Origin of the sequence: Megasphaera sp. SW808, assembly GCF_012027795.1 — a bacterium.
Lineage (GTDB): Bacteria > Bacillota > Negativicutes > Veillonellales > Megasphaeraceae > Megasphaera > Megasphaera stantonii.
The window spans coordinates 1-26,905 of record NZ_SJOT01000019.1 but is presented as its reverse complement, the minus strand read 5'-3'; the positions used below and the strand labels follow the sequence as shown (position 1 = coordinate 26,905).

Annotated in this window: 24 protein-coding genes; all 24 read left to right on the top strand. The window is 53.7% G+C overall.

Annotation, left to right across the window (positions count from 1 at the left end; all coding sequences use genetic code 11):
* The 24 genes from rfaE1 (at position 1) to E0L13_RS07825 (ending at position 26,602) form a co-directional block, all read left to right on the top strand.
* Positions 1-1,482 (top strand): D-glycero-beta-D-manno-heptose-7-phosphate kinase, encoded by a 1,482-nt coding sequence (gene rfaE1, locus E0L13_RS07940; RefSeq protein ID WP_168061575.1) that lies wholly within the window; start codon positions 1-3, stop codon positions 1,480-1,482.
* Positions 1,479-2,444 carry an ADP-glyceromanno-heptose 6-epimerase gene (rfaD, locus tag E0L13_RS07935; protein WP_107195673.1) on the top strand — a complete coding sequence of 322 codons (966 nt, stop codon included), beginning with the start codon at positions 1,479-1,481 and terminating at the stop codon, positions 2,442-2,444. Before rfaE1 ends, rfaD begins: the two co-directional genes overlap by 4 nt.
* Positions 2,441-2,962 carry an HAD family hydrolase gene (locus E0L13_RS07930; RefSeq protein ID WP_168061573.1) on the top strand — a complete coding sequence of 174 codons (522 nt, stop codon included), beginning with the start codon at positions 2,441-2,443 and terminating at the stop codon, positions 2,960-2,962. Before rfaD ends, E0L13_RS07930 begins: the two co-directional genes overlap by 4 nt.
* Positions 2,949-3,983, top strand: a complete 1,035-nt coding sequence (locus tag E0L13_RS07925) for a glycosyltransferase family 9 protein (protein WP_168061571.1) — start codon at positions 2,949-2,951, stop codon at positions 3,981-3,983. Before E0L13_RS07930 ends, E0L13_RS07925 begins: the two co-directional genes overlap by 14 nt.
* Positions 3,976-5,022 (top strand): glycosyltransferase family 9 protein, encoded by a 1,047-nt coding sequence (locus E0L13_RS07920; protein ID WP_168061569.1) that lies wholly within the window; start codon positions 3,976-3,978, stop codon positions 5,020-5,022. The genes E0L13_RS07925 and E0L13_RS07920 overlap by 8 nt, the downstream gene beginning before the upstream one ends.
* Positions 5,023-5,117: 95 nt before the next feature.
* Positions 5,118-5,702: a porin gene (locus E0L13_RS07915; protein ID WP_168061567.1), complete on the top strand. Its 585-nt coding sequence runs from the start codon at positions 5,118-5,120 to the stop codon at positions 5,700-5,702.
* Positions 5,703-6,164: 462 nt separating this feature from the next.
* Positions 6,165-6,602, top strand: a complete 438-nt coding sequence (locus E0L13_RS07910; protein ID WP_168061565.1) for a PaaI family thioesterase — start codon at positions 6,165-6,167, stop codon at positions 6,600-6,602.
* Positions 6,592-7,041, top strand: coding sequence for a PaaI family thioesterase (locus E0L13_RS07905; protein ID WP_168061563.1), 450 nt, complete (start codon positions 6,592-6,594; stop codon positions 7,039-7,041). The genes E0L13_RS07910 and E0L13_RS07905 overlap by 11 nt, the downstream gene beginning before the upstream one ends.
* A 34-nt stretch (positions 7,042-7,075) precedes the next feature.
* Complete coding sequence (locus tag E0L13_RS07900; protein ID WP_087477172.1) at positions 7,076-8,215, top strand: acyl-CoA dehydrogenase family protein; 1,140 nt, start codon at positions 7,076-7,078, stop codon at positions 8,213-8,215.
* Between the two features lie 287 nt (positions 8,216-8,502).
* A complete protein-coding gene (gene pheS / locus E0L13_RS07895) occupies positions 8,503-9,528 on the top strand; it encodes a phenylalanine--tRNA ligase subunit alpha (RefSeq protein WP_087477186.1) in 1,026 nt (341 codons plus the stop codon).
* A 14-nt stretch (positions 9,529-9,542) separates the two neighbouring features.
* Positions 9,543-11,969, top strand: a complete 2,427-nt coding sequence (gene pheT, locus E0L13_RS07890; RefSeq protein WP_095629359.1) for a phenylalanine--tRNA ligase subunit beta — start codon at positions 9,543-9,545, stop codon at positions 11,967-11,969.
* Between the two features lie 188 nt (positions 11,970-12,157).
* The gene (gene tig, locus E0L13_RS07885; RefSeq protein ID WP_095629358.1) at positions 12,158-13,516 is read left to right on the top strand and encodes a trigger factor; all 1,359 of its coding nucleotides are present in this window, start codon (positions 12,158-12,160) and stop codon (positions 13,514-13,516) included.
* Positions 13,517-13,533: 17 nt separating this feature from the next.
* Positions 13,534-14,133 (top strand): ATP-dependent Clp endopeptidase proteolytic subunit ClpP, encoded by a 600-nt coding sequence (gene clpP / locus E0L13_RS07880; protein WP_095629357.1) that lies wholly within the window; start codon positions 13,534-13,536, stop codon positions 14,131-14,133.
* 24 nt (positions 14,134-14,157) lie between these two features.
* Entirely contained in the window at positions 14,158-15,390 is a 1,233-nt protein-coding gene (clpX, locus tag E0L13_RS07875; RefSeq protein WP_087477168.1) for an ATP-dependent Clp protease ATP-binding subunit ClpX, read from the top strand.
* 75 nt (positions 15,391-15,465) lie between these two features.
* Positions 15,466-17,781 (top strand): endopeptidase La, encoded by a 2,316-nt coding sequence (lon, locus tag E0L13_RS07870; RefSeq protein ID WP_087477167.1) that lies wholly within the window; start codon positions 15,466-15,468, stop codon positions 17,779-17,781.
* Positions 17,781-18,422, top strand: a complete 642-nt coding sequence (gene yihA, locus E0L13_RS07865; RefSeq protein ID WP_107195856.1) for a ribosome biogenesis GTP-binding protein YihA/YsxC — start codon at positions 17,781-17,783, stop codon at positions 18,420-18,422. Before lon ends, yihA begins: the two co-directional genes overlap by 1 nt.
* A gap of 282 nt (positions 18,423-18,704) precedes the next feature.
* The gene (locus E0L13_RS07860) at positions 18,705-19,679 is read left to right on the top strand and encodes a glycosyltransferase family 2 protein (RefSeq protein ID WP_168061561.1); all 975 of its coding nucleotides are present in this window, start codon (positions 18,705-18,707) and stop codon (positions 19,677-19,679) included.
* A gap of 61 nt (positions 19,680-19,740) precedes the next feature.
* Positions 19,741-20,529, top strand: coding sequence for an NlpC/P60 family protein (locus tag E0L13_RS07855; protein WP_168061559.1), 789 nt, complete (start codon positions 19,741-19,743; stop codon positions 20,527-20,529).
* Positions 20,530-20,721: 192 nt separating this feature from the next.
* Positions 20,722-23,322 (top strand): alanine--tRNA ligase, encoded by a 2,601-nt coding sequence (gene alaS, locus E0L13_RS07850; RefSeq protein ID WP_206081586.1) that lies wholly within the window; start codon positions 20,722-20,724, stop codon positions 23,320-23,322.
* 40 nt (positions 23,323-23,362) lie between these two features.
* Entirely contained in the window at positions 23,363-23,623 is a 261-nt protein-coding gene (locus tag E0L13_RS07845) for an IreB family regulatory phosphoprotein (protein WP_087477163.1), read from the top strand.
* A 7-nt stretch (positions 23,624-23,630) separates the two neighbouring features.
* The gene (gene ruvX, locus E0L13_RS07840) at positions 23,631-24,047 is read left to right on the top strand and encodes a Holliday junction resolvase RuvX (protein ID WP_087477162.1); all 417 of its coding nucleotides are present in this window, start codon (positions 23,631-23,633) and stop codon (positions 24,045-24,047) included.
* A gap of 1 nt (position 24,048) precedes the next feature.
* On the top strand, positions 24,049-24,321 hold the full coding sequence (locus E0L13_RS07835) for a DUF1292 domain-containing protein (RefSeq protein WP_168061555.1): 273 nt from the start codon (positions 24,049-24,051) through the stop codon (positions 24,319-24,321).
* Between the two features lie 73 nt (positions 24,322-24,394).
* The gene (locus tag E0L13_RS07830; protein WP_168061553.1) at positions 24,395-25,291 is read left to right on the top strand and encodes a LysR family transcriptional regulator; all 897 of its coding nucleotides are present in this window, start codon (positions 24,395-24,397) and stop codon (positions 25,289-25,291) included.
* A 105-nt stretch (positions 25,292-25,396) separates the two neighbouring features.
* The gene (locus E0L13_RS07825; RefSeq protein WP_168061551.1) at positions 25,397-26,602 is read left to right on the top strand and encodes an MFS transporter; all 1,206 of its coding nucleotides are present in this window, start codon (positions 25,397-25,399) and stop codon (positions 26,600-26,602) included.
* Positions 26,603-26,905 lie beyond the last annotated feature (303 nt).

The following is a 26,905-nucleotide window of genomic DNA, read 5'->3' as shown; positions in this document are numbered from 1 at the left end:
ATGACTGAAGGATATATTGACAACTTTTTAAACGACGCGTTGCCGAAGCTGCGCATTGCCGTCGTCGGCGATATCATGGTCGACCGTTACGTCTTCGGCAGCGTGGACCGCATTTCTCCGGAAGCGCCCGTGCCGGTCAATAAGGTCAACCGCATTTCATCGGTCCTGGGAGGTGCGGCGAACGTAGCCGCCAACCTGGCGAATTTAGACTGCCGAGTATATTTGGCCGGCTTAGTCGGCGACGATGAAAACGCCGCTCTTTTGCGCGGCCTGCTGGACGACGCCGGTATTGACGGTACGGGGATGGTCGTACGCAAGGGCCACGTGACGACGACGAAGGTACGGGTCCTTGGCTCGCGTCAGCAAATGGTACGGCTGGATTTTGAAGACGCCGTCCCCTTTGAACGGGAAGAAGAAGACGCCTTGGCGGCCTGGCTGGATCAGCGCATCGCGCAGGGCTTAGACGGCATGATTTTGTCGGATTATAAAAAAGGCGTTCTGACGGACCGCATGTCCCAGCTGGTTATCGAACGGGCCCGCAGGGCGGGAATTCCCATACTCGTCGACCCGAAGGGCAGCGACTGGCACAAGTACAACGGCGCTGATTTTGTGACGCCTAATATTAAGGAGCTGGGAGACTGCTGCGGCGAGAAGATACCTAACGAAGGCCAGGCCGTCGTGGATGCGGCGCGCAGGCTCCATGAGCAGTATGATTTCGCCCATATCATGGTCACGCGGTCGGAGAAGGGGATTACGGTCATCCGCAAGGATGGCAAGGTATGGAACAATCCGGCGACGGCTCAGGAAGTGTTCGACGTATCAGGCGCCGGTGATACTGTCGCCGCGGCGTTTTTGGCGGCTGTAGCCAGTCATTTGTCGATTCGCACGAGCCTGCAGGTTGCCAATGCGGCGGCAGGCATCGTCGTCACGAAGGTCGGGACCTATCCGATTCACCGCAGCGAGCTGCTGAAGCTGTGGCAGGAATGGCATCCCAATCGCTGGGCTCCGTACAAGGCCTTGAGCTGGGAAGAAACGGCGGAAAAAATACGGCAGTGGCAGAAACAGGGAGAAACGGTCGTCTTTACGAACGGCTGCTTCGACATCCTGCACCGCGGCCACGTCCTGTATCTGCAGCAGGCGGCAATGCTGGGACAGCACCTCGTCGTCGGCTTGAATTCCGACGCGTCGGTACGGCGTCTGAAGGGCGAAACGCGCCCTCTTGTCCACGAGGAGGACCGGGCCGTGCTGCTGAGCGCCCTCGGCTGCGTCGACGAAGTCGTCATGTTTACGGAAGATACGCCGGCAGAGCTGCTCAGCGTGCTGCGGCCGGATATCCTAGTAAAGGGCGGCGACTACAAGGCTGAAGAGGTCGTCGGCAGGGAATATGTGAAGCGCGTAGAAATCATATCCTTTGAAGAAGGGTATTCTACGACGGGATTAGTACAGAAAATCGCCTCTCTGGCGAAGGAGGGTAAACTATGAAAATCGTAACAGGCGGAGCCGGATTTATCGGCAGCAATATAGTAAAACAACTGAATAACCGGGGAATCGACGATATCTTCATCGTCGACGACTTGACGGACGGACGCAAATGCCGCAATCTGCAGGGCCTTTCGTTCTACGATTACATGGACTATGAAGATTTCGACATGCAGATGGCCGACGATACCTTTGACTGCGGCTATATCGACGTCGTATTCCATGAAGGAGCCTGCTCTGATACGATGAACTACGACGGCCGCTATATGATGAAGAACAATTACGAAGGCAGCAAGAACCTGCTGCGCTACTGCATGCAGCGCAAGATTCCCTTCCTGTATGCATCGTCGGCGTCGACCTACGGCAGCGGCAAGAACGGCTTCCGCGAAGAACCGCAGTGCGAGCAGGCTCTCAATCCCTACGCCTATTCCAAGCTGCAGTTCGACCGCTTCGTCCGCCGCGTCATGCCCTTGGCGAAGAGCCAGATCGTAGGCTTCCGGTACTTCAACGTCTTTGGGCCTCAGGAAAATCACAAGGACCGCATGGCGTCCCTCATTTTCCAAAAATACAACGAACTGCAGGAAACGGGCAAAATCACCTTGTTTGCCGGTACGGCGGGCTATGAGGACGGCGGCCAGATTCGCGATTTTATCTACGTCAAAGACGTCGTCAACGTCGTATTTTATTTCTGGGAACATCCGGAGCTGTCGGGCATTTACAACTGCGGCACCGGCGTAGGTCATACGTTCAATGAATTTGTCCAGGGCATCATCGATTACTGCGGCAAAGGGCATATCGAGTACGTCCCCTTCCCGGAAGTCCTTAAGGGAAAATATCAGAGCTATACCCAGGCTGATACGCAGAAGCTGATGAAGGCCGGCTATGACCGGGGCTTTACCCTTCTCGGCGAAGCGGTAAAGGAATACTGCAGCATCCTCGAAAAGAGCGGCGGGTACTACGAATGAGAAAGGCCGTGTTTTTTGACCGCGACGGCGTCCTCAACGTCGACAAGGGCTATTTAAGCCGTGTGGAAGATTTTGAATGGATTGACGGGGCGAAGGAAGCCGTCGCCTGGCTGACGAAGGAAGGCTACGACGTCGTCGTCGTGACGAACCAGAGCGGCGTCGCCCGCGGCTACTATACGGAAGAAGACGTGCGTCGCCTTCACAACTGGATGTGCCGGCAGATAGAAGAAGCCGGCGGCAAGGTCACGGCCGTGTATTACTGCCCGTATCTGGAAGGCGCGCCGGTCAAGGCCTACGATAAACAGAGCGATTGGCGCAAGCCTGCGCCGGGCATGATTTTGCAGGCGGCGGCCGATTGGGATATCGACCTGGCCTCGTCGGTCATGATCGGCGATATGCCCCGCGACGTGGAATGCGGCGAACGGGCCGGCGTGCCGTCGTATTTATTTGAAGGCGGTTCCCTGCTCGATTTCGTCCGAAAGATCGTAAAAGAAGGGAAATGCCGTGAAACCATATAAGAATATCCTCATCGTCAAAATGAGTTCCCTCGGCGACGTGCTGCATGCGCTGCCGACGCTGTACGCCCTGCGGGAAAACTGCCCCGGCGCGCGCATCGTCTGGGCCGTGCACAAGCAGTTTTCCGCCGTCCTGCCGGGTAAACCCTATATCGACGACGTCGTGTACATCGATAAGAAGCGGCTGAAATCGCTGTCCTATTTGAAGGAGCTGCGCCGGACCCTGCATGGATATCATTTCGATATGTGCCTCGATTTGCAGGGGCTGGCCAAAAGCGCGATCGTCGCCTTCTGCAGCGGCGCGAAGGAAAAATACGGCTACTGGGAAATGCGCGAAGGCAGCTTCCTGGTCAGCAAAGGGCTGACGGGGCAGCATAAATTCGACCACGTCATCGAACGGTATTTGGATACGGTGCGCGCTTTAGGCGGCGCCGTAGACAGCGTTGAATTTCCTCTTCCGTCTGTCGATGCGGAAAAAGTGGCGCTGGCAGGGCGATTTGCTGCCGACGGCATGACGGGCCCTTATATTGCCGTCGTGCCCGGCGCGCGGTGGGACGTAAAGGAATGGCCTGTCCCGTATTGGCAGGAGTTTCTGCGCCGCGTCGTCCAAGGGGGCATGAGCGTCGTCCTGCTGGGCAGCGGCGACGACGTCCCGAAGGGAAGGGCTATTGTCGACGGCGTCGCGTCGCCCCGGCTGTTTGATTATACGGGAAAAACCAACTTGCGCGAGCTCATGGCGGCTATCGCCATGTCCCGCCTGTACGTCAGCGCCGATACGGGGCCGCTGCATATTGCCAACGCCCTGAAGAAGGAGCTGATCGCCCTGTTCGGCCCGACCTGTCCGGATCGGACGGGACCGTACGGCGGCGCCCACAGCGAGTACATCCATATGATTATTTCGCCTACGTCGACGGCGACGCAGGAGCAGCCCCTCGTCGACGACCCGGACTGCATGAAGCAGATATCCGTCGACAAGGTCTGGAAGACATATACGGACATCGTAAAGGAGGCAGATAATGATTAACTTGCGGCACAAACGAATTATCGTAACCTTCTTGATGCATTTAGGAGATTTAGTGCTGATTACGCCTTTTCTGCAGGTGCTGCGCCGTCATGCCCACGGCTCGGATATCACTATCGTCGTCGACGAAAAGGTAGCCGACGTCGTGCGCTATAATCCGAACGTAGACCACGTCGTGACTGTCGATAAAAAGGGAAAAGACAATTCAGTCGGCGCGCTGTGGCGGATTGGACGGGAGCTGCACAAAAATCATTACGACATTTTGATAAATCTCCATCCTAACGAACGGACGTCGTTTTTAGCGGCGGCCATCCAGGCAAAGCAGTTCGTCGGCATGAGTCATTTTTTGTTTCGGCCGTTCATGGATACCTATACGCGGCTGGACCGCCTCCATTTTCATGCCGCCGATATGTATCTCAACGTGCTGGTTCAACTGGGCATCGACGATTACCGGAACGACGGCCTGCAGCTCGTTACCTGCCCTGCATGGGATAAAGCGGCCGATGATTTCTATGCGTCCCAGGGCGTAGGGCCGGGCGATAAGCTCGTCGGCTTCAACATCGGCAGCGCCGTGCCCCAGAAACGCTGGCCTCCTGACCGGTTCGCCGCTGTCGCTGATTACTTTGCCGATAAAGGCTATACGTGCGTATTCTTTGGCGGCACGATGGACGAAGAGATGGTCGGCGAAGCCGTGTCGCTGATGCGGCACAAACCTGTCGTAGGGACGGGGAAATTTTCGATCGGCGAGCTGGCCGCTGCGATTAGGCGCTGCTCCCTGTTTATTACGAACGACAGCGGGCCCATGCACATTGCCGTAAGCCAGCGCGTGCCCCTCGTCGCTTTATACGGGCCGAGCAATCCTAAATTTTACGGGCCTTATACGGATCGGGCTATCGTATTGGAGTCGACGACTCATTACGAAGTAGGCAAGAGCATGAAAAAAATTATTAAAGAAGGCAAATACAAGGGCATTTCCGTTATCCCTCTAAGCCAGGTCATCCAGGCCGGAGAAGAATTGCTGGAGCGCTATAAAGAAGAATGAGGATTTCTCTTTCTTCTTTTTGCCTTTTCGTGACAAATAGAGTATAATATAAATAATATGATGAAGTATGTGAGTACACGATGGAGGTGTTTCCCGTGAAAAAGATAGTGTTGGCCAGCGTATTAGCGGCCCTTGTTTCTGTCAGCGCCGTTTCGTTCGCCGCGCCTATACGAAATCCTGAAGCCGGCGATTTTAAGGTAAACGTCAACTATGGATTCGACCAGGAAGAAGGCGGCCGCAGTGCGGAAAGCCGCTTTGCCGGCGGCGACCTGACGTACGTCCTGAACGACAACTGGGACATCCAGTACGTCAACAATTATACGGAAGGCGACAACGGCAATGAGATTGACGAACATTACCTGCTCGGCAGCTACCGCGTTGCGCCGTATCTTTCGTTGTATGCCGGCGGTTCTTATATTAAGACGGATACCTGGCGGTCTGATAAGAGCGCGTACGGCTATCAATTCGGCGTAAAAGGCCAGCTTCCCTTGGGCAGCCGCCTGCAGGGGTTTGCGTCTTTGGGGTTCGGCGATGACGTCAGCTCCTATGAAGTCGGCGTCGGCTACGACATCACGCCGAGCTGGGATGCTCATGTCAAATACCGCAGCGCCAACGTCGACGTAGATAACTACGACGACGAAGTAGAAGGCTGGCAGGTCGGTATGGGCTACAAATTCTAAATTTCATTTCATCAACAAAAGCGCTGCGTCGGACTGACGCGGCGCTTTTTAGTGCGCGCCGCAGGGCCGCATCTTGGCGTATCCATTGACAAGGAACGGCTCCCTTCCGTATAATATGAAATAACATGCGCTGTGGTTGAAAGTCGATGCCAGTCGCAGGCGAAGCGATCCACGTAAGGAGCTCAAAGCAGCTCTGATCATAGTGCGGCCTAGAAGTAAGACCTGCCGCGAAACGGCGAGAGAAGTAGTAGTGGGGGATACACATCTATGAGCGAACCTTCCAGCAGGCGAGTGTGGGGGTAAAGACCAGGTCAGGCATGTTGCAAAGCTGTGCATTGCGCACAGCTTTTTTTGCTATCCCAAGGAAGTTGCGTCATTTTGTTTGACGTATTTGCGCCGATATAGTAAAATGTAAAGGTATTTATATATTTATCCAACGAAGTAAAGGAGCGGATGGCGTCGATGGAGGCTGATGTACAGGCCTTAGATGACGAATTGCAGAGAAATCCTTTCGATCAGTTTATGGATTTCCACGTCATTGCAGCAGATAAACAACTGACGGTGTTAGAGTTTCAAAACAAAGGGACGAAATGGGATAATCCCAACGGCACCTTGTACGGCGGCGTCCTGTATTCCATGTCGGCTTCCGCAATGGAAACGGCTTGCGCCGTGTATGGAAAAGCCGTGCTTACGTTGGATTTGTCCATGAACTTTCTTCGCCCTGCTTTTTCCAATACGGTCATCCGCGCTGAGACGCGGGTCATTCACAACGGACATACGACGATGGTTGCCTTGTGCGACCTGTATGACAACAATGACCGGTACTTGGCTCATGGAAAGGGCACGTTTTTTGTAACCGGACCCTATGCGTTTGGAGGTGGAGAGGAACATGACCGCTGATAAACCCATAGACGTAGATGTAAATGCAGAGCTGCAGAGACGGCTTAGCCGCATTTATTCAGACATGCGGGACCCGAAGCACTATTTTAAAAATCTTCCCTGCAAGATTGAAGATTTCGCCGAAGGCTGGGTGCGTCTTAGATTTGAAATCACGCCGAATTTATGCAATTACCGGGGCATCGCCTCGGGCGGCGTTTTGGCTGCGTTCTGCGATACCCTGATGGGGATGGCGAGCCGCACGCTGGGCTATAAGGTTACGACGCTGGAGATTAATATGAATTATATCCGCCGCGTCAATTCCGGCGAAAGCCTGAACGGCGTCGGCCAGGTCGTTCATCACGGCGGCAAGACGATCGTCGTCGAATGCGAATGTTTTAACGAACAGGGCGCAGTCGTCGTCAAGGGACGGTCTTCTTTTTATATCATTGGCATGCTTTAACTAACGTAAAAAATAAGGAAGGTTGGTCAGTACAATGGATTTTGCTTATAACGACGAACAAAAGGAACTTATCAGAGTCGTCCGCGATTTAGTAGAAAAGGAAATCGTTCCCTACGCTTCCGAAATGGATGAAACGGGGAAACTGCACGAAGGCCTGTTGGAAAAATTGGCCGCCCAGGGTCTGTTGGGCGTAGCAATTCCGGAAGAATTCGGCGGCGCCGGCTTAGATGCCGTTACGATTGCCGGTATTTATGAAGAGCTGGGCAAGGGCTGCGCCGGCGTAGCTACGACGGTCGCCGCCAACGCGTTGGCTTCCTACCCGGTTATCATCGCTGGCAACGACGACCAGAAAAAACGGTATTTTGATATCATCAACCAGGATAATTTGGCAGCCTTCGCCTTGACTGAACCGGGCACGGGCTCCGACGCCGGTTCCGTATCGACCCGCGCCGTCAAGACTGAAGACGGCAAGGGCTATATCCTGAACGGCACGAAATGCTTTATTACGAACGGCGCCTTGGCCGAAGTCTTCGTCGTATTCGCCAATACGCGCAAGACTGGCGGCGTCCGCGGCCTGACGGCATTCATCGTCCGCAAGGGTACGCCGGGCTTTACCATCGGCAAGGAAGAAAATAAGATGGGTATCCGCGCTTCCAATACGACGGAACTCATTTTCCAGGACTGCTTCGTCCCCGTGGAAGACCGTCTCGGCCGCGAAGGCCAGGGCTTCCGCATTGCCATGAACACCCTCGATGCGGCTCGTCCCTTCGTCGGCGCCGTTTCCGTCGGCATTGCTGAAGCTGCCTTCCGCGCCTGCTGCGAATACGCTAAGGTCCGCGTGCAGTTTGACAAGCCCATCGCTTCGTTCCAGATGGTACAGAGCATGATTGCCGACATGGCCATGCAGATCGAAGGCGCCCGCCTGCTGGTACACCGCGCCTGCTGGATGAAGGATCAGGGTATGGAATTCAGCCGCGAAGCGGCCATTGCCAAATGCAACGCTTCCGACGTGGCGATGCGCGTTACGACCGACGCCGTACAGGTTATGGGCGGCTACGGATATATCAAGGAATATCCTGTCGAAAAATACATGCGCGACGCTAAGATCATGCAGATTTACGAAGGCACAAACCAAATTCAGCGTTTGGTTATTGCAAATAAGACGTTATATTGATACAATATATACGTTACAGCCCCGCATAGGGTATTATGGCGATGAGAAAGAGAGACTGGATTTGCAGCCGGTTACAGGAAGTGAGAGCCGTAGATTGAGAGCTTTCACCCGGAGGATTCAGGGCGTTCACTTTCGAGCTTCCTGCTGAACAGAGTAGGCAGGACGGGTATTCCCGTTACAGAATGCGAGAGACACAATTAGGGTGGTACCGCGGAATTAAAACTTTCGCCCCTGCATGGGGCGGAAGTTTTTTTTATTTGTATTAGAGGAGGAATATATCAATGACGATGATCAGCGATAAGATTGAAGCTATCAAAGCGGCAGTAGACGAACAAATAGCCAAGAGCGAAGCTCTGCAGGACGTGCAGAACATACGCGTCAAATACTTGGGCAAAAAAGGCGAGCTGACGTCTATTATGAAGGATTTAAAAAATCTTTCCAAGGAAGAACGGCCTCAGGTCGGCCAGCTTGTCAATACGGCCCGGGGCATCATCGAAGACCATTTAAAGGCTCGTATGGAAGAACTCAAGGAAAAATCCCTGGAAATGAAAATCCAGTCGGAAAAAATAGATATTACCCTGCCGGGCAGAAAACCCGTTATGGGTCACGAACATCCCCTTCATTTGACGCGCCGTCTCATGGAACAGTCCTTCCTGAACATGGGCTTTTCCATCGTAGAAGGTCCGGACATCGAATCGGATTACTATAATTTCCAAAGCCTGAACCTGCCGGAAGACCATCCGGCCCGGGATATGCAGGATTCCATGTACGTAACGCAGAACATCCTGCTCCGGACTCATACGTCGCCGCTGGAAGCGCGGACGCTGCAGGCTCACAAACCGAACGAACCGTTTAAAATCATCGCGCCGGGCAAGGTATACCGCTGCGACTACGACGCGACTCATTCGCCTGTATTCCATCAGATGGAAGGCATGATCGTCGACAAGGGCATCCGCTTCTCCGACTTAAAAGGCATGCTGGAAGACTTCCTGCGCGATATCTTTGGCCCGCAGACGAAGGTGCGCTTCCGCGCCAGCTATTTCCCCTTTACGGAACCGAGCGCCGAAGTCGACATTTCCTGCGTCATGTGCGGCGGCAAGGGCTGCCGCGTCTGCTCGCACACGGGCTGGCTGGAAATCCTCGGCTGCGGCATGACCAACTTTGAAGTGCTCCGCATGAACGGCTATGACCCCAATCAGGTCAGCGCCTTCGCCTTCGGCATGGGCGTCGAACGCATTGCCATGCTGAAATACGGAATCGACGACTTGCGCCTGTTCTATGAAAACGACATGCGGTTCTTGAACCAGTTCTAGGAGGTACGAAAACGATGAAAAGCTCTTTGTTATGGATGCAGGATTATGTACATGTAGATATGACGCAGGACCCTCAGGCCTTTGCCGATACGCTCACCATTTCGGGGATTCCTGTCGAACAGGTAGAACACTGGGGGACGGAAATCAAAAAGGTCGTCACCGGCAAGATTTTGAAAATTGATAAGCACCCCGACGCCGATAAATTAGTCGTTTGCCAAATCGACGTAGGCAGTGAAACGCTGCAGATCGTCACGGGCGCTCCCAACGTGCGGGAAGGGCAGATCGTTCCCGTCGCCGTCCACGGCGCTCATCTTCCCGGCGGCGTCAAGATCAAGCGCTCCAAGCTGCGCGGCGTAGAATCGAACGGCATGCTCTGCTCGGCTCACGAACTGGGATTTGACGACAGCGTGCTCCTGCCGGAAGAACGGAACGGCATCTGGATTTTGCCGGACGACACGCCTGTAGGCGTCGACGCCGTAGAATACCTGGCCCTGCAGGACGTCGTATACGAATACGAATTGACGCCGAACCGCGCCGACTGCTTCTCCATGGTCGGACTGAGCCGTGAATTTGCCGTACTGAGCAATCAGAAAGCCAAATATCCGGATATCGTCGTCGATGAATGCGAAGAATCTATCAGCGGCAAGGTCAAGGTTTCCATTGAAGACGAAGAACTGTGCAGCCGCTATGCCGCCCGTCTGCTGGTCAACGTCAAGGTCGGCAAATCGCCCTTGTGGATGCAGCAGCGCCTGCGCAAGTCCGGCGTCCGCCCGATCAACAACGTCGTCGACGTGACGAACTACGTCATGATCGAGCTGGGCATACCCCTGCACGCATATGACTACGACCGCGTCGTAGACCATCACCTCATCGCCCGCCGGGCCAAGGAAGGCGAAGATATGAAGACCCTTGACGGCGTCGACCGCAAGCTCAGCGGCAACATGCTGGTCATTGCCGACCCGGCGAAGCCGTGCTGCATCGCCGGCATCATGGGCGGCTATGACTCGGAAGTCACAGCCGATACGAAGACGGTTATCCTCGAATGCGCTTCCTTCAAAGGGTCGAGTATCCGTCACACCGGCCGGTCCCTCGGCCTGCGCTCTGAAGCGTCGGCCCGTTTTGAACGGGGCCTCGACGCCGAAGGCTGCATTGCATCCCTCGACCGCTGTGCCCAGCTCCTGCAGCAGATGGGCGCCTGCGACGTAGCCCAGGGCGTCGTCGATGTGTATCCTCGGCCGCAGCAGACAGTCCGCATTTCCTTTACGGCTGCCCAGGTCAACGCCTTCCTCGGCACGGAGATTCCGGAGGAACAGATGATTCATATCCTGGAAACGCTCCAGTTCGTTATCGAAAAAGACGGCGAAACGCTGACGGCTGTCGTTCCGTCTTATCGCCGCGACTGCACGGAAATGCCGGACATCGCCGAAGAAGTCGCCCGTATTTTCGGTTATGAAAACATTCCTTCGACGCGCCCCTGGTCCAACATCAGCAAAGGGGAAGAAGGCTATCACCATCAGGTAAGCGAAAAAGTCTCGGCCGTCCTCAACGGCTGCGGCTTGAACGAAACGGTTACCTTCAGCTTCGTTCATCCCGACTCGCTGAAAAAAATGCTCTTCCCCGAAGGGGACGACGTATACAAAGCCGTTCCGATTCTCAACCCGATTACGGAAGAATTCCCGTGGATGCGCACGACCTTGCTGCCGTCCCTCATGGACGTCCTCGTACGCAATCAGGCCGTAAAGAACGAATCGGTCGGCATTTATGAAATCGCTCCGGTCTATAAGCCGAAATCGCTGCCCATTACGGAGCTGCCCGTACAGGAAATGTACGCTGCAGGCCTCCTGTACGGCAAGCGTCAGACCGGCGAATGGCCGAACAAAGCGGAACAGTACGATTTCTACGACATAAAGGGCATCGTGGAAACGATTCTTTCCAGCCTGGGTATTCAGGCCGACTTGGAAGTATCTGATTTCGCGCCCCTCCATCCGGGCAAGGCGGCGAAATTCGTCAAGGACGGCAAGGTGCTTTGCCAGTTCGGCGAGCTCCATCCGAAGGTCATCGACAACTACGACGTAGCCGGACCGGTATACGTCTTTGAAATGAATTTGACTGATATCCTGCCGCTCATCAACCTGATTCCGGATTACCACAAGGTCGCCAAGTTCCCGGCGTCGAGCCGCGATTTGGCCTTCCTGGCTCCGATCGGCACGTCCAACGCCGACATCATCGGCGTCATTCAGAAGGACGGCGGCCCGTACCTCGAAGCGGTGCACCTCTTTGATATGTACACGGGCAAACAGGTACCGAAGGGATTCAAGAGCCTGGCATATTCCCTCGTATTCCGTTCGGAAACGGGGACATTGACGGACAGCGATATTCAGGGTCCTATCGACGCAATCATTGCAGAATTGAAAGAAACGCTCGGCTGCGAACTGCGGTAAGACGCACAGCGGCATAGCGGACAGTAGGAGACGGCAGGGAGGCAGAACTTTGAAAGTCAAAGGCCCGCCCAGCCTGTCTCCTACTTTTATATTGTAAAAAAAGTAAACTTGTGGTATGATGTAGAGCGTAATATGGTAATTTAGAGATAAATTAGGGCTTTTTGGCCCATGAGGAGGACATAGTTAGAATGAACGTAACAGTTAACGAAGTAGACCAGCACAAAGTAACCCTGCACATTGAAGTGCCTGCAAAAGACGCTTCGAAAGCGGCTGCAGCAGCTTGCAAAAACTTGGCAAACCGCGTGAATATCCCCGGTTTCCGCAGAGGCAAAGCACCGCGCATGGTGCTGGAAAGCTTCTTGGGCAAAGACGCTGTGAAACAGGAAATCTTCGAAGCCATTGCCAATAAAGCGTACAGCGACGCATTGAAAGAAAAAGACATCGTTCCCGTAACGGACCCTGAAATCAACGTCATCTGCGACGAAAAGGGCAAAGACGTCGTATTCGAAGCTACGATTACGAAAAAGCCGGAAGTCAAGCTCGGCGAATACAAGGGCATCAAAGTCGCTAAAGACGTCGTTGCCGTAAGCGACGAAGACGTAGCGAAAGAATTGGCTAACCTGCAGAAGCAGCACTCCAAGCTCGTCGTAGCTCCGGAAGGAACGGAAATCGCAAAAGACGACTTTGCCGTTATCGATTTCAAGGGCACCGTCGACGGCGTAGCCTTTGAAGGCGGCGAAGGCAAGGCCTATCCGCTGCAGATCGGCTCGGGCAGCTTCATCCCCGGCTTTGAAGACCAGCTCATCGGCTGCAAGGCAGGCGACGAAAAAGACGTAACCGTCACGTTCCCCGAAGATTACTTTGAAAAATCCCTGGCTGGCAAGGAAGCCGTTTTCGCCGTTAAGGTCAACGACGTAAAACGCAGCGAGCTGCCGGCTATTAACGACGAATTTGCAAAAGAAGCGGGCAAATTCGATACGGTCGACGAATTGAAGGCCGACATCCGCAAACGCCTCGAATCGAGAGCTTCCTTCCAGGCTTTGGAAAAATTCAATTCCGAAGTATTGAAGACTGCCGTCAACGCTGCAGAAGTAGACATTCCCCAGGTCATGATCGACGACAAGATCGACCAGATGATCGAAGAACTGTCCATGAAATTGGAAACGCAGCGCATGAACCTTGACGATTACCTCAAATACATGGGCCAGGATATGGACAAACTGAAAGAACAGTATGCCGAACCGGCTAAAGAAAACGTCAAGATGGACCTCGTATTGGAAGCTATCGCCAAAGCTGAAAGCATCGAAGTAAAGGATATCGACCTCCAGGCCGAAATCATCACGATGGCTCAGAACTTCGGCGCCGATCCGAAAGAAGTTTACAAAATTATTATGAAAGAACATCGCGTTCCGATGCTTGTCCAGTCTGTCGGCCGCAAAAAGGCCGCAAGCTTCATCTTGAAGAATGCTGTCGATACAAACGAAGAAGCAAAAGCTGAAGAACCTGCCGTAGAACAGGTAACGGCTGAAGACAAACCGGAAGCGTAATTTCCGGAGGTGTTTTTATGAGTATGTATGTCCCCATTGTCGTCGAACAGACGGCGCAGGGCGAACGGAGCTACGATATTTATTCCCGTTTGCTCAAAGACCGCATTGTATTTTTAGGCGGTCCCATTGACGATACGACGGCTAACATCATTATCGCCCAGCTGTTATTCCTGGAAGCCGATAACCCGGATAAGGATATCCACCTGTACATCAACAGCCCCGGCGGCGTAGTCACGGCCGGCATGGCTATTTATGATACGATGCAGTACATTAAGCCTGACGTGTCGACTATCTGCGTCGGCTCGGCGGCGAGCATGGCGTCGGTCCTGCTGGCTGCCGGCGCGAAGGGCAAGCGGTTTGCTCTGCCCCATTCGCAGGTCATGATTCATCAGCCCTTAGGCGGCGTTCAGGGACAGGCTACAGAAATCGAAATCCACGCCCGCGAAATTCTGCGTATGCGCAAGGAATTGAACGGCCTGTTGTCCAAGCACACGGGACAGCCCATAGACGTCATTCAGAAGGATACGGACCGGGATAACTTCATGACGGCCGAAGACGCCAAAGCCTACGGCCTCGTCGACGAAATTCTCGTCCGCCCTCACGAAGAAGCGAAATAACGGGCCATACAGGAGGAAGACGCTGTGAACGATAGAAATAACGAACCGAGATGCAGTTTCTGCGGCCGCTCGCAAAACGAGGTGCAGAAGCTGATCGCCGGTCCCGGCGTGTATATCTGCGACGAATGCATTGCCGTTGCCCAGCACATCTTGGAAGAAGAAAAGCAAGAAGTATCTTCTGACTTCCAACTGAAAGATCTGCCGACGCCGCGCCAAATCAAGGAGACGCTGGATGAATACGTCATCGGTCAGGAAGCGGCTAAAAAGACGTTGGCTGTCGCCGTATATAATCATTACAAACGACTGCAGACAAACAGTGTAGTAGAAGACGTAGAATTACAAAAATCCAATATCATCATGGTAGGGCCGACGGGCTGCGGCAAGACACTGCTGGCCCAGACCCTGGCCCGGCTGCTGGACGTGCCCTTTGCCATTGCCGACGCGACGAGCCTGACCGAAGCGGGGTACGTCGGCGAAGACGTAGAAAACTGCCTGCTCAAGCTGATTCAGGCGGCGGACTACGACATCGCCAAGGCCGAACGGGGCATTATCTACATCGACGAAATCGACAAGATTGCCCGCAAATCGGAAAACCCGTCCATTACGCGCGACGTATCGGGCGAAGGCGTGCAGCAGGCGCTGCTGAAAATCCTCGAAGGGACTGTGGCCGGCGTGCCGCCTCAGGGCGGGCGCAAGCATCCCCATCAGGAAATGCTGCAGATTGACACGACCAATATCCTGTTCATCTGCGGCGGCGCTTTCGACGGCATCGACAAGACCATTTTGAACCGGACGACGGATAAAAATATGGGCTTTGGCGCCGATATCCATTCAAAGGAAGAGCATTCCATGGAATCGCTCCTGAAGGAAATCATTCCGACGGACTTGCAGAAGTTCGGCCTCATTCCCGAATTGATCGGCCGTCTTCCCGTACTGGTCACGCTGAATCCTCTCGACGAAGAGGCAATGGTTCACATTTTGACGGAACCGAAGAACGCCTTGGTGAAGCAGTATCAGAAGATGCTGGATATGGACGACGTGGAGCTGGAATTTACTCCCGAAGCCCTGCAGGCTATTGCCAAGGAAGCCCTGCGCCGCAACACCGGCGCCCGCGGCCTTCGTTCCATCATCGAGCGGATCATGCTGGACGTCATGTTCGACGTGCCGAGCCGTCACGACGTGGAAAAATGCGTCGTAACGGAAGATTGCGTCACAAAAGGGACAGAGCCTGACCTTGTATTAAAACAGGTAAAATGATATAATATGGAAATAAAACTCATTTCTCTCAGTCGGAAATGAGTTTTATTTTTAGACTAAAGAAGGTGATACATCATGGATGAAAATTCGATTTTAGCGATGCCCTTCGTTCCTTTGCGGGGCATTGTCGTATATCCGAAACTGCTCAGCCACATCGACATTGGCCGGGAAAAATCCCTGGCCGCCGTCGATTATGCCATGGAACATGACCGGCTGCTCGTCGTTTCGGCTCAAGTAGATGAAGAAGTAGACGACCCGGGCTTTGACGACGTGTACCAGTGCGGTACCCTGGTCAGGATTCAGCAGCTTCTCCGCCTTCCTGGCGGGCTGGTGCGCATCCTTGTCGACGGGATTGACCGCGTGCAGCTCCAGGGCTTTTCTGAAAAGAAGAATTATCTGGAAGTAGCCGCTGTCAAGGTCGACGAAATTGAAGACGATTCTATAGAAGAAGAAGCGCTGCGCCGCGTCGTATTGAAGCAGTTTTCCGACTGGCTGGAAAACGTCCGCAACGGTGAAGAAATCCGGGAAAAGGCCAAGGCTATTGAAGAACCCGGCGCCGTGGCCGACTTTATCGTGTCCCAGCTGCCGCTGCGCCTCGTCGTGCGCCAGCAGATCTTGGAAATGGCCGAAGTCAAGGCCCGTCTGCGCCGCGTCATGATCCTCCTCGACACGGAAGTAGAAATTGCCAATCTGGAATCGTCTCTCAACATGGAAGTGCGGAGCAAGATGGACCAGCAGCAGAAGGAATACTACCTGCGGGAAAAGATCAAGGCCATTCACCGCGAATTAGGCGACAAGGTCGATAAGGATACGGAAACGCAGGAGCTGCGGGAAAAGATTCATAAGATGAAGCTGCCGAAAAAGATCGAAGAGCCCCTTCTCAAAGAAGTGGACCGCCTCGATTCTATGCCGCCTATGATGGCGGAGTCGGCGATTATCCGCACCTATCTGGACTTGGCGTTGGAACTTCCCTGGAAAAAAGAAACGAAAGACCGCCTCGATTTGAAAGAAGCTCAGAGTGTTTTGGATGAAGACCACTACGGCTTGAAGCAGGTCAAGGACCGCATCATCGAATATTTGGCTGTCCGCCAGCTGACGCACAGTTTGAAAGGGCCGATTCTCTGCTTTGTCGGCCCTCCGGGCACCGGCAAGACGAGCATCGCCCGTTCGATTGCCCGGGCCATGAACCGCAAGTACGTCCGCATTTCCTTAGGCGGCGTGCGGGATGAAGCGGAAATCCGAGGCCACCGCCGCACTTACATCGGCGCGATGCCTGGCCGCATCATTTCGGGCCTCAAGCAAGCCGGCGTCAAGAACCCCGTATTCCTTCTTGACGAAATCGACAAGATGACGTCGGACATGCGCGGCGACCCGTCGGCGGCCCTTCTCGAAGTATTGGACCCGGAACAGAACAATTCCTTCGCCGACCATTACCTCGATATTCCCTTCGATTTGTCCAAGGTCTTCTGGATTACGACGGCCAACGTCGTCAGCGATATTCCCCGGCCGCTCCTGGACCGCATGGAAATTATCGAATTTACGAGCTATACGGAAGAAGAAAAGGTACAGATCGCCAAACAGTACCTCGTGCCGAAGCAGCTCAAGGAAAACGGCCTCAAGGCCAGCCAGGCCCGCTTCTCCGAGGCCGTCTTGAAGACGATTATCCAGGGGTATACGCGCGAATCGGGCGTCCGCACTCTGGAAAAGACCATTGGCGCCGTATGCCGCAAGGTAGGCAAGTCGATTTTGCTGGAAGAAGAAACGCCGCTTACCGTATCGATGAAAAATCTCCAGACGATTCTCGGCCCGGTTAAATATCTGCCGACGAAGGTCAACAAGGCCGACGAAGTCGGCATCGTCACGGGGCTGGCCTGGACGCAGGTCGGCGGCGAAGTACTGGAAACGGAAGCCGTCGCCGTCAAGGGCAAGGGCAGCCTGCTGCTGACGGGACAGCTTGGCGACGTCATGAAGGAATCGGCTGAAGCCGGTATGACCTACATCCGCCGCCGCGCCGGCGAGCTGGGGCTGCCGGAAGATTTCTATTCTCATTTGGATTTGCACATCCATCTGCCTGAAGGAGCGATTCCAAAGGACGGGCCGTCGGCGGGCATTACGATGGCTACAGCCCTGGCCTCGGCCCTGACAGGTAAAGCCGTACGGCACGACGTGGCCATGACCGGCGAAATCACCTTGCGGGGCACGGTTCTTCCCGTCGGGGGAATCAAGGAGAAGGTCATTGCGGCTCATCGGGCCGGCATCAAAAAGATTTTGCTGCCGGAAGAGAATAAGCGCGATATGGACGACGTGCCTCAGTCGGTAAAGGACGACGTGACCTTTGTATTTGTACATCATATGGATGAAGTATTAGAACAGGCATTGGTGAACTCATAATGGCAAAGAGCTTGCAAATAATCAATCCGAAATATACGGCGTCGGCTGTCCGCAAGGATCAGTATCCCGACAGCGGTTTGCCGGAAATCGCCTTTTTAGGCCGTTCCAACGTAGGGAAGTCGAGCCTCATCAACTCCCTGTGCAACTACCGCGGCCTGGCCCGGGTCAGCGGCGAACCGGGAAAAACGCAGACCATCAACTACTTCAGCGTCGAGCTGCGGGAAAAAGACGGCGAAGCGATTCGCCGCACGCCCTTTTTCCTCGTCGACTTGCCGGGATACGGCTTTGCCCGGACTGGCGGCCAAAAGCGGCAGATGTGGAGCGACTTTATCGGCGAATACGTCACCCAGTCGCCTCACCTGGTCATGCTGTGCCTGCTCGTCGACCTGCGCCATCCCGGACTGGATATCGACCGGCAGGCCTATCAATGGCTGTCGGAACATGGCGTTCCCCTGCAAATTGTCGGGACGAAGGCCGATAAGCTGAAGGCCAGTGAAAAAAGAAAAAATATGATAATGCTCAAACAGATCTTTCCGACGGGCCATGACGCCGTTGTCCACTCTTCCTTGAAGAAGGAAGGCAGCGCAGCGTTGTTAGAACGCATCCTCATGAGCCTGGACGAAGCGAGCAGCCTTCCGTGATGCCGCAGGCATTGCGTACATCCGGCGTCCTATTGCGGCGCCGGATGTTTTTTATAAGGCCGAAGCGGCAGCAAAGCCGCCTGTTATATCGAGTTTTACAGTAATTTACTGGAAAAACGGGGGCGTTTTTGCTATAATAAATTAGATAAAGCAGCTGTTCATCAGATGAAAAATTAAAAAACGTATGCAGCATATCGCAACCGGTAATTCGTAAACGGCAGATTACCGGTTCTATACTTTGTAAGTTTTTGCAGTACGTTGGTAGGGATGGTATAGTTAACGATGAGCCTTTTTGAGGGGAAAGTCCGGAAGCTCCTGTCCATTGTCGTTCCTGTATACAATGAACAATTAAACATTGAGAAGTTTTATACAGAAGCGACAAAGGCAGTTCAGAATCTGGACATGGAATATGAAATTATATTTGTCGACGACGGATCCAGGGATGCGACGCCGCTGCTGCTCAGCCGGCTGACGCAGCAGGACGAGCACGTGCGTGCGCTTTTGCTGGCCCGTAATTTTGGTCATCAGCTGGCCATTACCTGCGGCATGGACCACGCCAGAGGCGACGCTATCGTCATGATGGACGGCGACCTGCAGCACCCGCCGGAAATGATTCCCCAGCTGGTTCAGTATTGGCGGGAAGGCTACGACGTCGTGCAGACGATACGCAAGGACACGAAGGGCGTAGGCTTTCTCAAGCGGCAGACGTCCAAGTGGTATTACCGCCTGCTGAACGCCTTGTCTCCGGTGCACATCGCGCCGGGCGGCTCCGATTTCCGCCTCATCGACAAGCGCGTGCTGGCGACGTTTAAGTTGTTTCGGGAGCACGACCGGTTTATCCGGGGAATGATCGGTGATATCGGCTACAAGCAGAAGACCGTCGACTTTGTAGCGCCGCCGCGGTTTGCCGGAAAATCAAAATTTTCCGTGCGGAAAATGCTGCATTTTGCCTTAGACGGCATCATGGCCTATTCGAAGATACCGCTGCGCATATCCTTTTACGCCGGCTTGGTCAGCGCCTTTTTGAGCGTCCTCATCATACTGCACGCCCTGTATTCCAGCGCTGTTGGCTCGGCTGCGCCGGGATGGACGACGGTCATCGTCGTCATCTGCATCTTAGGGGCCCTTCAGCTCATGTTCATCGGCATCGTAGGCGAATATATAGGCCGTATTTTTGAAGAAGTAAAGCAGCGTCCCCTCTATTGGCTGCGGGCCGAGCTGGGCGGACGCGGCGAACCAGAGGAACGCAACCGATAGTAGTCGAATCCTCACGGGGTACGGAACGGCCGGGCCGTTTCGGAGACGGAAAGGAGCTTGTATGCGAAACGAAATAAAACGGATATGGATATTGGCCGCCGTGCTGGCTGCCATGGCTCTTCCTGTTGGAGCCGCCGATTATTACGCCGTAGGCGATAAGGGCGGCGACGTGCTGCTTCTTCAGAAGCAGCTGATCAAGCGGGGCTACGACGTCGAGGCCGACGGCGTATTTTCCAAGGATATGGCCAAAGCCGTATCTAAATTCCAGAAAGATCAGAAAATACAGGTCAGCGGCAAGGTCGGCGGCTGGACGTACTATCTTCTGACGGGCAAACGGACGCTCATGCCGAAGGACAGCGGTGCCAAAGCCGTACAGAAGCCGGCGAAGAGCAAGAAAAAGGCCGCCAAAAAGACGAAGGCTAAAAAGTCTGACAAGACGTCTAAGCTGAAGTACACGAAGCTGAAAAGCCTGAAGGGCTCCGAACACATCGGCCATCAGCTCGTCGATTCGGCGTACCAGTATATCGGCGTGCCCTATGTGTTCGGCGGCAATACGCCTAAGGGCTTCGATTGCTCCGGCTTTACGAAATACGTCTTTTCCCACAACGGCATTGAATTGCCGCGCATGGCTGACGAGCAGTACCGCATGGGGTTCCGCGTACGGAAAAACGAGCTCATACCGGGCGATTTGGTTTTCTTTACGACCTATGAGCCGGGCGTGTCCCACACGGGTATTTACGTCGGCGACGGCAACTTCATCAGCGCGACGAGCAGCGGCGGTATCCGCGTAGACAGCCTGAAAAGCGGCTACTGGTCCGAACGCTATATCGGCGCCAAACGGGTCAGATAAATAGAATACGATGGCTAGCAAGAGGCCCTTCCTCCGGCGGCGTTCCAGGAGCGGCTTCTGCTAGCCATTCCTTATAATGAAAAATTTGTAAAAATAAGTGAAAAATATAAGGGAAAAGGTTGCCCAACGAGGGCAAATAAGCGTATAATTTTTCCATATGAAGAATACAGGAGAGTGTTGTTGATGAAATACATGACGGGTAATGAAATCCGCAAAGCCTATTTGGACTTTTTCAAGAGCAAGGAGCATTTGATCCTGCATAGTTTTCCCCTGATTCCCCAGGACGACCCGAGCCTGCTGCTCATCGGCGCCGGCATGGCTCCGCTGAAGCCGTACTTTACGGGCAAGCTCGTACCGCCGTCCTATCGTGTCACGACGAGCCAGAAGTGCATCCGCACCGGCGATATCGACAACGTCGGCCGCACGGCCCGTCACCATACGTTTTTTGAAATGCTGGGGAACTTCTCCTTCGGCAACTATTTTAAGAAAGAAGCAATTTCCTGGGCGTGGGAATTCCTGACGGAAGTTCTCGAGCTGGACAAGGACAAGCTGTACGTTACGATTTATCCGAACGACGACGAAGCCTACGATTACTGGCACAACATGATCGGTCTGTCGGACGAACGCATCTTCAAATTTGAAGACAACTTCTGGGAAATCGGCGAAGGCCCCTGCGGCCCGGACAGCGAAATTTTCTACGACCTGGGACCGGAACGGGGCTGCGGCCAGCCGACCTGCACCGTAGGCTGCGACTGCGACCGCTATTTGGAAATCTGGAACCTCGTATTTACCCAGTTTGACCGCACCAAAGACGGCGAATACGTGCCTCTGGCTAAGAAAAATATCGATACGGGCGCCGGCCTGGAACGGTTGGCTTCGGTTATCCAGCAGAAGGAATCGAACTTTGAAACGGATTTGATTTTCCCGATTATCGAAGACGTCATCGCCCTCTGCCATGGCGATTACAACGATCCCCATCAGAAAGTGGCCATGAAGGTCATTGCCGACCACATCCGGGCGATTACGGTCATGATCAGCGACGGTATCCTGCCGTCCAACGAAGGCCGCGGCTACGTCCTTCGCCGTATCCTGCGCCGCGCCGTCCGCTTCGGCCGCCTGCTGGGAATTAAAGAATTGTTCCTCAGCGGCCTCGTCGACACGGTAATCGGCATCCTCGGCGAAGAATACCCCGAACTGAAAGAACATGAAGAATTAATCAAAAAAGTTATCGATACGGAAGAAACGCAGTTCAGCGCTACGCTGGCCCAGGGGACGGAACTCCTCGACCAGCTCATGGCCGCTGCCGGCCCGGCGAAGGAACTGGACGGCAAGGACGTATTCAAGCTGTACGACACGTACGGATTCCCTGTCGAGCTGACTGAAGAAATTGCCAGTGAAAACGGCATTACCATCGACCATGCCGGCTTCGACGCCGCCATGAAGGAACAGCAGGAACGGGCCCGCGCCGCCCGCGAAGACGTGTCGGCGAAAGTGGCTACGCCCGATACGACGAGACTGGATCAGAGCAAACTGGTCAACGACCCGACGGCCATTGAAGCGACTGTCGTTATGCTGGGCAAGGAAGGCGTAGAAGTGGCGAGAGCCTGCGACGGCGAAGAAGTGACGGTCATCATCGACAACAATCCCTTCCATCCCGAAGGAGGCGGCCAGCTCGGCGATACGGGCATGCTGGAAGGAAAAGAAGGCAAGGCCGTCGTAACGGACGCCAGAGCCTTGCCGAACGGCCTGGTATACCTCGTGGCGACCGTTCAGGAAGGGGCCCTGTGCATCGGCGATATGGTCGACGTTAAGGTAGATAAGGACCGCAATCTGGCCATGGCCCGCAACCACACGGCGACTCATCTGTTGCAGGCCGCGCTGCGCAAGGTGCTGGGCAATCATGTCAACCAGGCCGGCTCCCTCGTTACGCCGGACCGCCTGCGCTTCGACTTCACTCATTTCTCGCCTGTTACGGCAGACGAACTGGCCGAAGTCGAAGACCTGGTCAACGAAGAAATTTTGGCAAACGTACGCGTCGATATAGAAGAAATGCCCATTGCCAAGGCCAAGGAAAAGGGCGCTATGGCCCTCTTCGGCGAAAAATACGGCGACGTCGTCCGCGTCGTATCGGTCGACGATTTCAGCTGCGAACTGTGCGGCGGCTCTCACGTGCCGTCGACGGCCGTCATCGGCACCTTCCGCATCCTGTCGGAATCCGGCACGGGTACGGGCGTGCGGCGCATTGAAGCCGTTACCGGCGCGGCAGCTCTGCAGAAAGCGCAGCACGACGCGGCGGAACTGCGTCTCGTCGCCGATATGCTGAAAGCTAAGGCCGACGCAATTCCCGACAAGCTGACACAGGTTTTGGCGCAGCTGAAAGCGGCGGAAAAAGAACTGCAGCAGCTCAAGAAGGACGCGGCGATGTCCGACATGGACGATATGCTGGCCGCTAAGGAAGACGTCAACGGCGTATCCGTCGTAGCGGCGGAAGCCCAGGCCGATTCTATGGACAGCCTGCGCGAGCTGGCCGATACGATCATGGATAAAGTCGGCAGCGGCGTCGTCCTTCTCGGTGCCGTTCATGACGGCAAGGTCAACTTCGTGTGCAAGGTCGCTAAAGCCGATACGAAGAAAGGCCTCCATGCCGGCAAGATCATTAAGGCGGCGGCTCAGGCAGCCGGCGGCAACGGCGGCGGCCGTCCCGATATGGCCCAGGCCGGCGGCAAGGCTCCGGAAAAATTGGCCGAAGCCCTGAAGGCCGGTAAAGCTGCCGTCAGCGAATTGATTGGATAAAAAGTATTTACATACGCAATGTCGTAAAGGATGTGATTCTATGGCAATCAGCGACGAAACGATGATCGTCAGGAATAGAAACGAAGAACAGACTGTCGCTTCTATGATTTTAGAAGATGTGTATCACGCATTGGAAGAAAAAGGATATAACCCCGTAAACCAAATCGTAGGATATTTGCTGTCCGGCGACCCGACGTATATTACGAGTCACAACAACGCCCGCAGCAACATCCGGCGTATCGAACGGGACGAACTCATTGAAGAACTGGTCCGTTCGTACGTAAAGCATCGCGGCTTATAGGAGGAACATGCGGATTTTAGGACTAGACGTCGGCTCTAAGACCATCGGCGTAGCCTGCAGCGACGCCTTGCTCATTACGGCGCAGGGCGTCGAGACGATACGGCGCGTTTCCAAGAAAAAGGATTTCCAGCGGCTGAAAGAGCTGGTCGCCGAAAAGGAAGTGCACCGCATCGTCGTAGGCCGTCCCCGTCATATGAACGGCGACTACAGCGAAAATATTGATAAGATCGAACACTTTGTAGATGAACTCAAAAAGGTCATGCCAGATATGGACTTTGTCTATTGGGATGAACGCCTAACGACCGTCATGGCCGAACACGTGCTGATGGAAGGCAATGTACGGCGGGAAAAGAGAAAACAGTTCGTCGATAAAATGGCGGCTGTCCTCATATTACAAAATTATTTAGACGCTCAAGGAGGATAACATGACAGAAGAAATGGAAGAAGTAATGGTCATTACGATTACCAGTCCCGATGGTGAAGAAAAAGATTTTCAGGAAGTAGACGCAGTCGAAATCGACGGCAAAATCTTTTCGCTGCTCCTTGAAATCTGCGAAAACGAAGACGAAGCAGAAGCTATCATCGCCCGCGTCGATGAAGAAGACGGCGAACCCGTTTACGTAGAACCGACGGAAGAAGAATTTGAAGCAGCCAGCAAGGCCTTTGAAGAATTGGCTGCTGAAGACGAAGAAGAATAAGCACAGGTATATAGTAGTATAGAAAGAGGCATGCCGCGGCATGCCTCTTTCTATACGTACGGCAGGAGACGTTATGACTGAATTACCAAGTATACAGCAATTAAAAAATTTTATTTTATATGGAAAATACGGCAATTTTACATCTGCAGCCAACGCGGCAAGCATTACGCAGTCGGCGTTCAGCGCGCAGATTAAAAAGCTGGAAGACGTCGTCGGCGTCCGTCTGATCGCCCGGTCAAACCGCGGCAGCCAGTTGACGAAAGCCGGTGAACTATTATTTCAGCGGCTGGAGCCCATATTGGACGAATTAGATCGTTGTTTAGACGAAGTTCGTTCTATGGATGGCAGAGCCTTGCCTCTTTCCATCGGCATCATGCTGTCGCTGGGAGATATTCATATGAACCGCCATTTGGCGTACTTTCAGCAGCACTACAGCGGAGCGTCCTTTCAGGTATATAATTTGGAAGCGCAGGAATTACTGCAGAAGCTCCGCAGCGACGAGCTCGACATTATATCCTTGTTTCGGCTGCCCTCTATGGATATAGACGGCTATGAGCAAGTCTGTTTCTGTAAGGAAAACATCGTTTACTATGCGCCCCATATCGTCGTTTCCGGAGGGGTTGCGACGGCCGATTTCATTGCTTCGCAGCCCTTGGCCCAATATTCTCCTCAGTACGTCATGAACGAATATTTAAATCAATTTTTATCAGCCCATACATCCTTGCCGCTGCAAACGCAGGCTTGGTTTTCTACGCCCTACGCGATGATGAATTATTGTCAGGCTAACCGCATCGGCGCGCTTCTGCCGGAACGTTTTTTGAAAGCCCTGGGCGTCGCCGGCGGCTGGTACGACGTGGAGCCGCCGATCGTTTTGCCTTGCTATTTGCTGTACAAGCGGAGCAATCCCAGGTACGAGGCTATTCAGGTCTTCGTCGACTATATGAAGAGGACCTATCACGTGCCGTCGTGACATCGCTGTTTTTTATGACATACATCGTTTTTTTCTGTTATACAAACCCTACGCGAAGGAGTACAATTCTCCTTGAATTCAAGAAAAGGAGTTGTATGTAGACGTATGGAACAGAAATCGCTGTGGAATAAAGATTTCCTGTTGGATACGGGAATTAATTTCGTCGTGTATTTAATTTATTATTTGCTCATGGTTATTATTGCCGTTGTGGCAAAGGACGAACTCGGCGCTTCGCTGAGTGAAGCCGGGCTGGCATCGGGCATCTTTATCGTCGGCACCTTGCTGGCGCGCCTGCAGTTCGGCAAGGCCATCGAGTTGTATACGCGCCGCCGCACCTTGTATGGAGGGCTCTTATTTTACCTGGTTACGACATTATTGTACTTTTATATTCCGAATCTGACTGTCATGTATATCATCCGCCTGCTGAACGGCTTGGCTTACGGCATTGTCTCGACGGCTACCAACACGATTATTTCCGCCTGTATCCCGGCCGATAAGCGGGGCGAAGGCATCAATTATTACGGTTTGAGCACCAGCCTGGCCGCGGCTATCGGACCGTTTTTGGGCATGTTCCTCATGCTGATTACGGACTTCCGCTTTATCGTCGGCCTCTGCACGGTCTTAGTCGTTGCCTGCGCCGTCGGCTGCGTCTTCCTCCACGTAGACGAAATCGAACTGAGCGAGGAAGAAAGAGCGTATATGAAAGCCATATCCGTCGATAATTACGTGGAACGCCGCGTCATGACAATTTCCCTTATCGGATTTCTCATGGGCTTCGCTTATTCCAGCGTACTGACGTTTTTGGCTTCCTATGCCAGAGAAATTCACCTCGTACAGGCCGGCACGTTCTTCTTCGTCGTGTACGCCGTCGTCATTACGGTGACGAGGCCGCTGACGGGCATTATCTTCGACCGGAAGGGAGAAAATTACGTGCTCTATCCTTGTTATCTCTGCCTGGCCGCTGGGTTGTTCCTCCTGTATGCGACAGGTACGGCGTGGCAGCTTCTCCTAGCCGGCGTTTTCGTCGGATTGGGATATGGGACGTTCATGTCGAACGGACAGGCCGTCTGCATTAAATTGACGCCGCCTCACCGCGTCAGCGTGGCCTTGTCGACGTATTTCGTCGCCCTGGATCTGGGCCTTGGCGTAGGGCCGTACGTCTTAGGGATGATGCACCGCATGCTTACATTTCCCCAGTTATATGCCGTGGCCGGCGTCATCGCCATCGTCTGCTTTTTCTTGTACTATGGGTTATACGGACGTCGGAGTGTGAAAGCCGTCCGCGTTGTTCCGGCAGCGGCGCAGAAATAATTGGTTTTATAGTAAATGTTAGGGTAACGACAGGTGTCATATATCTGCCGTTGCCCTATTTTTTTCAAAAAGAGTGGACATACGACGGTCCTACTGTTCTAATTAACGTGACTAAGCCCTAATAGAAATGAAAATATCCCGTGTTCTATTCTTATCAGATTGAAATGAGTTTTTTTAGGGAAGCGTGCCGGTACTGATATTGGCGTTACTTTATATATTTTTCGCTTTTATACAGTAAAGTTTCTCCGTAATTATTTTACCATAACATGCTGTATTCATTAGAAAAAATAAAAAATAATCGTT

Bases quoted from the DNA above. Each gene is read 5' to 3' on its own strand.
- tig (WP_095629358.1), top strand. From the start codon at position 12,158: ATGAACGTAACAGTTAACGAAGTAGACCAGCACAAAGTAACCCTGCAC.
- yihA (WP_107195856.1), top strand. From the start codon at position 17,781: ATGGCAAAGAGCTTGCAAATAATCAATCCGAAATATACGGCGTCGGCT.
- E0L13_RS07930 (WP_168061573.1), top strand. From the start codon at position 2,441: ATGAGAAAGGCCGTGTTTTTTGACCGCGACGGCGTCCTCAACGTCGAC.
- E0L13_RS07835 (WP_168061555.1), top strand. From the start codon at position 24,049: ATGACAGAAGAAATGGAAGAAGTAATGGTCATTACGATTACCAGTCCC.
- E0L13_RS07830 (WP_168061553.1), top strand. From the start codon at position 24,395: ATGACTGAATTACCAAGTATACAGCAATTAAAAAATTTTATTTTATAT.
- E0L13_RS07905 (WP_168061563.1), top strand. From the start codon at position 6,592: ATGACCGCTGATAAACCCATAGACGTAGATGTAAATGCAGAGCTGCAG.
- alaS (WP_206081586.1), top strand. From the start codon at position 20,722: ATGACGGGTAATGAAATCCGCAAAGCCTATTTGGACTTTTTCAAGAGC.
- E0L13_RS07825 (WP_168061551.1), top strand. From the start codon at position 25,397: ATGGAACAGAAATCGCTGTGGAATAAAGATTTCCTGTTGGATACGGGA.
- lon (WP_087477167.1), top strand. From the start codon at position 15,466: ATGGATGAAAATTCGATTTTAGCGATGCCCTTCGTTCCTTTGCGGGGC.
- rfaD (WP_107195673.1), top strand. From the start codon at position 1,479: ATGAAAATCGTAACAGGCGGAGCCGGATTTATCGGCAGCAATATAGTA.
- E0L13_RS07845 (WP_087477163.1), top strand. From the start codon at position 23,363: ATGGCAATCAGCGACGAAACGATGATCGTCAGGAATAGAAACGAAGAA.
- E0L13_RS07855 (WP_168061559.1), top strand. From the start codon at position 19,741: ATGCGAAACGAAATAAAACGGATATGGATATTGGCCGCCGTGCTGGCT.
- rfaE1 (WP_168061575.1), top strand. From the start codon at position 1: ATGACTGAAGGATATATTGACAACTTTTTAAACGACGCGTTGCCGAAG.
- E0L13_RS07900 (WP_087477172.1), top strand. From the start codon at position 7,076: ATGGATTTTGCTTATAACGACGAACAAAAGGAACTTATCAGAGTCGTC.
- pheS (WP_087477186.1), top strand. From the start codon at position 8,503: ATGATCAGCGATAAGATTGAAGCTATCAAAGCGGCAGTAGACGAACAA.
- E0L13_RS07920 (WP_168061569.1), top strand. From the start codon at position 3,976: ATGATTAACTTGCGGCACAAACGAATTATCGTAACCTTCTTGATGCAT.
- E0L13_RS07860 (WP_168061561.1), top strand. From the start codon at position 18,705: ATGAGCCTTTTTGAGGGGAAAGTCCGGAAGCTCCTGTCCATTGTCGTT.
- E0L13_RS07910 (WP_168061565.1), top strand. From the start codon at position 6,165: ATGGAGGCTGATGTACAGGCCTTAGATGACGAATTGCAGAGAAATCCT.
- pheT (WP_095629359.1), top strand. From the start codon at position 9,543: ATGAAAAGCTCTTTGTTATGGATGCAGGATTATGTACATGTAGATATG.
- ruvX (WP_087477162.1), top strand. From the start codon at position 23,631: ATGCGGATTTTAGGACTAGACGTCGGCTCTAAGACCATCGGCGTAGCC.
- clpP (WP_095629357.1), top strand. From the start codon at position 13,534: ATGAGTATGTATGTCCCCATTGTCGTCGAACAGACGGCGCAGGGCGAA.